We start from the raw sequence: 9,440 nt of genomic DNA on the forward strand, positions 1-9,440 counted from the left end.
TACCGTCATCAACAACTACGGCCCGACCGAGGCCACAGTGGTCGCCACGTCGGGGCGTTTGCTGCCCGACGGCAGACTCGACATCGGCACACCGATTGCCAATACCCGCGTGTATCTGCTTGATGAGCATCAACAACTGGTGCCGCTGGGTGTGGCGGGCGAGCTGTACGTCGCCGGAGAAGGCGTGGCGAGGGGGTATCTGAACCGACCGGAGATGACCGCCGAGCGCTTTCTGCGTGATCCGTTCCACGCTGACGCACGGATGTACCGCACCGGCGACCTGGCACGCTGGAACGCCGATGGCACTCTCGACTACCTGGGGCGTAACGATGATCAGGTGAAGATTCGCGGCGCGCGCATCGAACTGGGCGAGATCGAAGCGCAGCTAAGCCGATTACCGGGCATCGAAGAAGCGCTGGTGCTGGCCCGAGAGGACGAACCGGACCAGCCAAGGCTGACGGCTTATTTCATCGAGCGCGACGGTTCGCTGTCGACGCCGGTGGCAGAACTGCGCTCTGCCTTGCTGACAGTGCTGCCTGGCTACATGGTGCCCAGCGCCTTCGTGCGTCTGGACGCCTGGCCGCTGACGGCCAATGGCAAAGTCGACCGCAAGGCCCTGCCAATGCCGGATCGCAACGCGCTTCCGGATCGGGACTACGAGGCACCCCAGGGGCCGGTGGAAATGGCCGTGGCCGAGATCTGGAGTTCGTTGCTGCACGTCGAGCGGGTGGGTCGTCATGACCACTTCTTCGAGCTGGGCGGGCACTCGCTGTTGGCCGTCAACCTGATCGCACAAATGCGGCGCCAGGGGCTCGATGCCGATATTCGCACCCTGTTCACACAGCCGACGCTGGCCGCGCTGGCTGCGGCGGTGGGTAGCCTGAATGAAATAACAGTCCCGCAAAACGCCATCCCGGACGACTGCAAGCGCATTACGCCAGAGCTGCTGCCACTGGCCGATCTCGATCAGGCCGCCATCGACCTCATTGTCGCCAGCGTGCCCGGCGGCGTGGAAAATGTGCAGGACATCTACCCGCTGGCACCACTGCAGGAGGGGATTCTCTACCACCATCTGGCTGCCGAACAAGGCGATCCGTACGTCCTGCAAACGGTATTCGAGACTGCTGACCTAACGCGTTTGAATGCCTTTGTCGATGCCTTGCAAAGTGTGATTGATCGCCACGACATCCTGCGAACTGCAGTACTTTGGCAAGGCCTGGAAACAACGGTGCAGGTTGTCTGTCGTCAGGCTCGGCTGTTGCTGGAGCAGGTCGAACTCGACCCGCTCGAGGGGCCGATCATGGAGCAACTGCAACAGCGCTTCGACCCTCGCCATTCGCGGCTGGACATTAGCCAGGCACCACTTCTGCGGCTGATCTTCGCCGAAGACCAGCCCAACCAGCGTTGTGCGGCGATCCTGCTGTTCCATCACATGGTCCTCGACCATACAGCGATGGAGATTGTGCTCCACGACATGCAGGCGCATCTGCTGGGGCAGGCTGACCAACTCGAAGCAGCCATTCCGTATCGTAACTATGTGGCCCAGGCTCGCCTGGGTGTAAGCCGCGAGGCCCACGAAGCGTTTTTCCGCGAATTGCTCGGTGACATTGACGAACCGACGCTGCCGTTCGGGCTGCTGGATGTGCAAGGGGATGGCCGCGATGTTGAAGAAAGCAGCCTGACACTGGACCGGCAGTTGAATAGGCGTCTGCGCGCCCAGGCTCGGCAGCTGGGGGTAAGCGCCGCAAGTCTGATGCATCTGGCGTGGGCTCAGGTATTGAGTCAGGTATCGGGCAGGCACACCGTCGTATTCGGCACCGTGTTGATGGGCCGCATGCACAGTGGCGAAGGCGCCGAACGGGCGTTGGGCATGTTCATCAATACCTTGCCGCTGCGCGTCGATCTGGCCGGGCAGGGTGCACGGGACGGCGTACGAGCGACCCATGCCCGACTCACCGCATTGCTCGGTCATGAACACGCGCCGCTGGTGCTGGCGCAGCGTTGCAGCGGCGTGGCGGCACCGTTGCCACTGTTCAGCGCGCTACTCAACTACCGCCACAGCAGCGTGGCAGAGCCCACCAACGAATCGATCGAGGCCTGGCGCGGCATCGACGTGCAGAATGGTGAGGAACGCACCAACTACCCGTTGACCTTGAACGTCGATGATCAGGGTGACGGTTTCAGATTTTCAGTGCTGGTGACCGGCAAAGTCGGTGCCGGGCGAGTCTGCGGGTACCTGCAGACCGCGCTGGAAAATCTGCTTGTTGCGCTGGAGCAGTCACCGGACGCCGCGCTCGAAAGCCTGCCTATCCTGCCTGCTGCCGAGCGTGAGCAGTTGCTGGTGCAGTTCAACGACACCGCGCTGGATTACCCGCAGCAGCAGACCATTCACGGGCTGTTTGAAGCGCAGGCCGAGCGCACACCGCAAGCCATGGCAGTGGTTCATGGCGAACAACGCCTGACCTATCGCGAGCTTAACGAACAGGCCAACCGCCTGGCGCATGCCTTGCGCAAGCAGGGCGTGCAGCCGGATTCGCGGGTCGGGATCTGTGTGGAACGCGGTGTGGAGATGGTCGTCGGGTTGCTGGCGATCCTCAAGGCGGGCGGCGGTTACGTGCCACTCGACCCGGCTTACCCGGTAGAACGAATTGCCTACATGTTGCAGGACAGCGCGCCTGCCGCTGTGCTGGCGCAGTCGGCGACTGAGGCGTTACTGGTCGACGTATCGGTACCTGTGATCAATCTTGATGCAAGCAACTGGCAGGACGAATCTGCCCTGAATCCGCAGGTGCCGGGGCTGACCTCAGCGCATCTTGCGTACCTGATCTACACCTCAGGCTCGACCGGCCTGCCGAAAGGCGTGATGATCGAACACCGCAACACCGTTAACTTCCTGAGCTGGGCGCACACGGCATTCGACGGCTCTGCGCTGGAAAAAACGCTGTTCTCCACCTCGTTGAACTTCGACCTCGCGGTCTACGAGTGCTTTGCGCCGCTCACCTCGGGGGGCAGCATCGAGGTGGTCACAAACGTGCTGGAACTGCAACACGGCGAGCACGATATCGGCCTGGTCAACACCGTACCGTCGGCGCTGAAAGCGCTGCTGGAAATCAACGGTTTGCCAGAGTCGGTCCATACCGTCAACGTCGCCGGTGAAGCACTCAAGCGCAGTCTGGTGGAAAACCTGTTCGAGAAAACCAGCGTGCAGCGCCTGTGCAATCTCTATGGCCCGTCGGAAACCACCACTTACTCAAGCTGGGTGGCGATGGATCGCGAAAACGGCTTCGCTTCGCACATCGGCAAACCAGTGGGCAATACACAGTTTTACCTGCTGGATGAGCAACGACAGCCCGTGCCACTGGGTGTTGCCGGAGAGATCTACATCGGCGGCGCGGGCGTGGCCCGCGGCTACCTGAACCGTGACGACCTGACTGCCGAACGCTTCCTCGCGGATCCGTTCAGCCGGCAGCCTCAGGCACGTATGTATCGCACCGGCGACCTGGGTCGCTTCCTGCCAGACGGCAATATCGAATACCTGGGCCGTAACGACGATCAGGTGAAGATTCGCGGCTTCCGTATCGAGCTCGGCGAGATCGACGCGTGTCTGGCCAGGCATCCTGCCGTCCAGGATACGGTAGTCACCGCTCGTGAAGACGTCCCCGGTGACAAACGCCTGGTGGCGTATTACACGGTCCGGTCGGCGCAAACGGAACCAGCCATCGACAGCCTGCGCGGCTGGCTGCTAGGGCAGTTGCCGGCCTACATGGTCCCGGTGGCTTACGTGCGTCTCGATGCATTGCCTCTCACCCCCAACGGCAAACTTGACCGCAAGGCGCTCCCTGCGCCGGGCGAGGGCGCGTTGATCAGCCGTGGCTACGAAGCTCCGCAAGGCGAGAGAGAAGTACTGATTGCGGAGATCTGGCAAGACTTGCTGGGTGTCACGCAGGTTGGCCGACATGACCATTTTTTTGAGCTGGGAGGTCACTCCCTGCTCGCCGTCAGCCTGATGGAACGCATGCGTCAGGAAGGCCTGGAGGCCGAGGTCAAGTCGCTGTTCAAACACCCCACCCTCATGGAATACGCAGCAACAACGGAAAGAATGGAGATTGTTCTGTGAGCATGATTGAACTGTTGGCAGTACTGGAAGAGAAAGATGTGCAGCTCGCCGTCAAGGGCGACCAACTGGTCGTCAGCGGTAAGCGACAGTCCCTCATGGAGCCCGCCGTGCTGGCGCTGTTGCGCGAGAACAAGGCGGCATTGATCGAACTGATCAATGCCGGCGAGTATTACAGCGGCAAGGCCGATGAAGTGGAGGTTCCCGCCCAGGCGATTGTGCCGGGCTGCGAGCGCATCACCCCGGAAATGTTGCCGCTGATCAAACTCGACCAGGCAGCCATCGAAAGCATCGTTGCCCGCGTTCCTGGCGGCGTGCGCAATGTGCAGGACATCTACCCGCTGGCGCCGTTGCAGGAAGGCATTCTTTATCACCATATTGCCGCCGAACAAGGCGATCCATACGTGCTACAGGCACAGTTTACGATTGCCAGCCGGGAGCTTTTCGACGAGTTCACCACGGCCTTGCAGCAGATCATCGACCGCCACGACATCCTGCGTACCAGCATGGTATGGGAAGGCCTGGACGAGCCGGTTCAGGTTGTGTGGCACAAGGCTGATCTGGTGCTCAGCGAAATCACCCTTGAGCCTGACGCCGGTACCGCCAGCGAGCAGTTGCAACAACGCTTCGACCCACGGCATTACCGCCTCGATATCAGCCAGGCACCCTTGCTGCGGCTGGCCTTCACCCACGACGTGGCCAACCAGCGCTGGGTGGCGATGTTGCTGTTTCACCACATCGCCATCGACCATGCGGCGCTGGACCAGATCCATCATGAACTCCACGCGCACCTGAGCGGTCAGGCCCACACCCTGGGCGAGCCAGTGCCGTATCGCAACTATGTGGCCCAGGCCCGGCTCGGCGTCACGAACAAGCAGCACGAAGGGTTTTTCCGCGAGATGCTCGGCGACGTCGACGAACCTACGCTGCCGTTCGGCCTGCACGATGTGCGCGGCGACGGCCATGGTGTCGAAGAAGCGCATCAGACCCTGCCTTTAGAGCTGAGCCGGCGCTTGCGAAATCAGGCCCGACTGCAAGGGGTGAGCGCGGCGAGCTTGCATCACCTTGCCTGGGCACAGGTGCTCGGGCGCCTGTGCGGGCGCAGCAATGTCGTATTCGGCACCGTACTGCTCGGGCGTATGCGCGGCGGCGAGGGGGTTCGCCGGGCCTTGGGGATGTTTATCAATACGTTGCCGCTGCGGGTGGACGTGGGTGAGCAGGATGTGCGCGCCGGGGTCAAGGCGACCCATATACGTTTGACTGCATTGCTCGGCCACGAACACGCCTCGCTGGCGTTGGCCCAGCGTTGCAGCGGTGTATCAGCACCGACGCCACTGTTCAGCGCACTGCTCAACTATCGCCACAGTTCCGCTGAAGCGGCGACCGATCAGGAAGTCACCGATCAGACCGCTCAACTCTGGGAAGGGATCGAGGTGAGGGGCGGCGAAGAACGCACCAACTACCCATTGATTTTATCCCTCGACGATTTTGGCGAAGGATTCAGCCTGAATGTTCAGGCTGTCACCGGTATCGGTGCCCAGCGGATTTGCGGGTATATGCAGACGGCGCTGGAAAGACTGGTGCATGCACTGGAGCAGACACCGCAGACGTCGTTGAACAGCTTGCCGATCTTGCCGGCCGAAGAGCGTGAGCAGTTACTGGTGCAGTTCAACGACACCGCGCTGGATTACCCGCAGCAGCAGACCATTCACGGACTGTTTGAAGCACAGGTCGAGCGCACGCCAGATGATGTGGCCTTAGTGCATGGCAAACAACGTCTGACCTATCGCGAGCTTAACGAACAGGCCAACCGCCTGGCCCATGCCTTGCGCAAGCAGGGTGTGCAGCCGGATTCGCGGGTCGGGATTTGTGTAGAGCGCGGCGTGGAGATGGTCATCGGCTTGCTGGCGATTCTCAAGGCGGGCGGCGGTTACGTGCCACTCGACCCGGCTTATCCGGTAGAACGAATTGCCTACATGTTGCAGGACAGCGCTCCGGCCGCAGTACTGGCGCAAACCGCGACTCAGGGCTTGCTGGCCGACGTTTCAGCGCCTGTCATCAATCTTGATCTGAACGATTGGCAGGACCAATCCGTCCAGAATCCGCAGGTGCCTGAGCTGACCTCGGCGCACTTGGCGTATCTGATCTATACCTCGGGCTCCACAGGTCTGCCGAAAGGCGTAATGATCGAACACCGCAACACCGTGAATTTCCTGACCTGGGCGCATAGTGCTTTCGACGCCTCTGCGCTGGAAAAAACGCTGTTCTCCACCTCGCTGAACTTCGACCTCGCGGTCTACGAGTGCTTCGCGCCGCTGACCTCGGGCGGCAGCATCGAAGTGGTCAAAAACGTCCTTGAGCTGCAACACGGCGAGCACGATATCGGCCTGATCAACACCGTACCGTCGGCGCTTAAAGCACTGTTGGACGTTGACGGGCTGCCGACGTCGGTCCATACGGTCAACGTCGCCGGTGAAGCGCTGAAACGCAGCCTGGTTGAATCGCTGTTCGAAAAAACTGGTGTGCAGCGCCTGTGCAACCTCTACGGCCCATCTGAAACCACCACCTACTCAAGCTGGGTGGCGATGGACCGCGAAGATGGCTTCGCAGCGCACATTGGCAAGCCAGTCGGCAATACACAGTTTTACCTGCTGGACGAACAGCAACAGCCTGTGCCACTGGGCGTTGCCGGTGAGATCTACATCGGCGGTGCTGGCGTGGCGCGGGGTTATCTGAACCGTGACGACCTGACTGCCGAGCGTTTCCTCAAAGACCCGTTCAGCCAAAACCCAGCGGCACGCATGTACCGTACCGGCGACCTGGGGCGCTACCTGCCAGACGGCAATATCGAATACCTGGGCCGTAACGACGATCAGGTGAAGATCCGTGGTTTCCGTATCGAATTGGGCGAGATCGATGCACGCCTGGCCAAACACCCGGCGGTCCATGAAGCGGTAGTCACCGCCCGTGAGGACATTCCGGGCGACAAACGCCTGGTGGCTTATTACACCGTCCAGGCAGCTCACACTGAGCCAGACATCGACAGCCTGCGCGGCTGGCTGCAGGAACAACTGCCGGCCCACATGATCGCTGCGGCCTACGTGCGTCTCGACGCAATGCCGCTGACCCCGAACGGCAAACTCGACCGCAAGGCCCTGCCAGCGCCGGACAGTGACTCACTGATCAGCCGTGGCTACGAAGCCCCACAAGGTGAAACCGAAACGCAGATCGCTGCTATCTGGAAAGACTTGCTGGGCGTTGAACAGGTCGGTAGACATGACAACTTCTTCGAGCTGGGCGGACACTCACTGTTGGCAGTCAGCCTCATAGGGCACATGCGTCAGTTGGGCCTGAGCGCCGATGTGCGTGCGCTGTTCGGCCAGCCGACGTTGGCCGCACTGGCTGCTGCGGTCGGTGGTGGCACGGCAGTCATGGTGCCGGCCAATCTGATCGCCGGGGATTGCAAACGCATTACGCCTGAGCTGCTGCCGTTGATCAATCTGACCCAGGTGCAGATCGATCAGGTCGTAGCAAGCGTGCCGGGTGGCGTGGCGAATGTGCAGGACATCTACCCGCTGGCACCGTTGCAGGAAGGCATTCTTTATCACCACCTGGCCGCCGAAAGCGGCGATCCCTATGTGTTGCAGACTCAGTTCGCCTTTGATAACCGCGAACGCATGGACGCTTTTGTTCAAGCGTTGCAAACGGTTATAGACCGTCACGATATTCTGCGCACCAGTGTGGTGTGGCAAGGCCTTGAGTCCCCGCTGCAGGTGGTCTGGCGTAAGGCCCAATTGCACCTTGAAGCGCTCGAACTGGATCCTGTGAACGGCGATATCGGCGAGCAACTGCACAGCCGCTTCGACCCGCGTCACTACCGCCTGGACATCGGTCAGGCACCGTTGATGCGCGTGGTCTATGCCGAAGATCCGCCCAACCAGCGGATTTGCGCGATGTTGCTGTTCCACCACATGGCCCTGGACCACACTGCGCTGGAAGTGGTGAAGCACGAAATACAGAACGGCTTGCTCGGCGAGGCCGAAGCCTTGGCAGAGTCGGTGCCCGTGCCGTACCGCAACTATGTGGTTCAGGCACGCCAGGGTGTCAGCCAGGCTGATCACGAAACGTTCTTCCGCGACATGCTGGGCGATATCCTAGAGCCGACCCTACCGTACGGCCTGCTGGATGTGCAGGGCGATGGCAGCCACGTCAAGGAAGCCAGCCTGACGCTGGACCCTCAACTGAATCTGCGCCTGCGGGCTCAGGCCCGGCAGCAAGGCGTCAGCGCCGCCAGCCTGGTGCATCTGGCCTGGGGCCAGGTGCTCGGCACTGTGTCGGGCAAGCGTGACGTGGTGTTCGGTACGGTGTTGATGGGGCGGATGCAGGCCGGTGAGGGCGCCGAACGCGCCTTGGGCATGTTCATCAACACTTTGCCGCTGCGGGTTTCGGTAGGTGAGCAGGGCGTGCGTGACGAGGTCAAGGCGACCCATAAGCGCGTGACCGCGTTACTCGGTCACGAACATGCATCCCTTGCCTTGGCCCAGCGTTGCAGCGGCGTTGCCGCACCGACGCCGCTTTTCAGCGCCTTGCTCAACTACCGCCACAGTGCAGCTGCCAGCGTTTCCGAACAGGCGGTCCAGGCCTGGCACGGTATTCATGTTCTGAGCAGTGAAGAACGTGCCAATTATCCACTGAGCTTGAGCGTCGATGACTTTGGCGACGGTTTCAGCCTGAATGCACAGGCGGTGGCGGGTATCGATGCGCGGCGCATCTGCGATTACATGCAGACCGCCTTGAGTCATCTGGTCGAGGCCCTTGAATCCGCCCCGGATTCAGCCGTGTGCGACCTGCCGGTAGTGCCGGAAGCAGAACGTCGACAACTGCTGTTGGCGTTCAACGACACCAAGCAAGACTACCCGCGGCAGCAGACCGTGCACGCCATGATTGAAGCCCGGGCAGTCAGCGCACCCGAAAGTGTCGCGGCTCAGGTGGGCGAACATTGCCTGCACTACGGCGAGATGAACCATCGCGCCAACGCCCTGGCCCATCACCTGATCAGTCTCGGCGTAGGTGTCGATGATCGCGTGGCGGTCATGGCCCGTCGCGGGCTGGACACGCTGGTGGCCATGCTCGCCGTCCTCAAGGCAGGCGCCGGCTATGTCCCGGTCGATCCGTCACACCCTGACGAACGCATTGCCTATCTGCTGGCCGACAGCGCACCCAAAGTACTGCTGACCCAACAGGCTCTGATGAACCGTGTGCCGCAAACGTCTGCACCGGTCATCGCCTTTGACCGCCCTGAATGGCCGCAACGCCTGGAAAACCC

General features: G+C 61.4%; 2 protein-coding genes. Both read left to right on the forward strand.

The window, feature by feature from the left end; translation table 11 throughout:
* Positions 1-4,117, forward strand: a 4,117-nt coding sequence (locus BT119_RS26065; protein ID WP_139271387.1) for a non-ribosomal peptide synthetase, incomplete at its 5' end; no start/stop codon positions are given.
* Between the two features lie 38 nt (positions 4,118-4,155).
* Positions 4,156-9,440 (forward strand): non-ribosomal peptide synthetase (locus tag BT119_RS26070; protein ID WP_139271388.1); only part of this gene is annotated, 5,285 nt, incomplete at its 3' end.

Source organism: Pseudomonas sp. NFACC10-1 (assembly GCF_900119195.1).
GTDB lineage: Bacteria > Pseudomonadota > Gammaproteobacteria > Pseudomonadales > Pseudomonadaceae > Aquipseudomonas > Aquipseudomonas cerasi.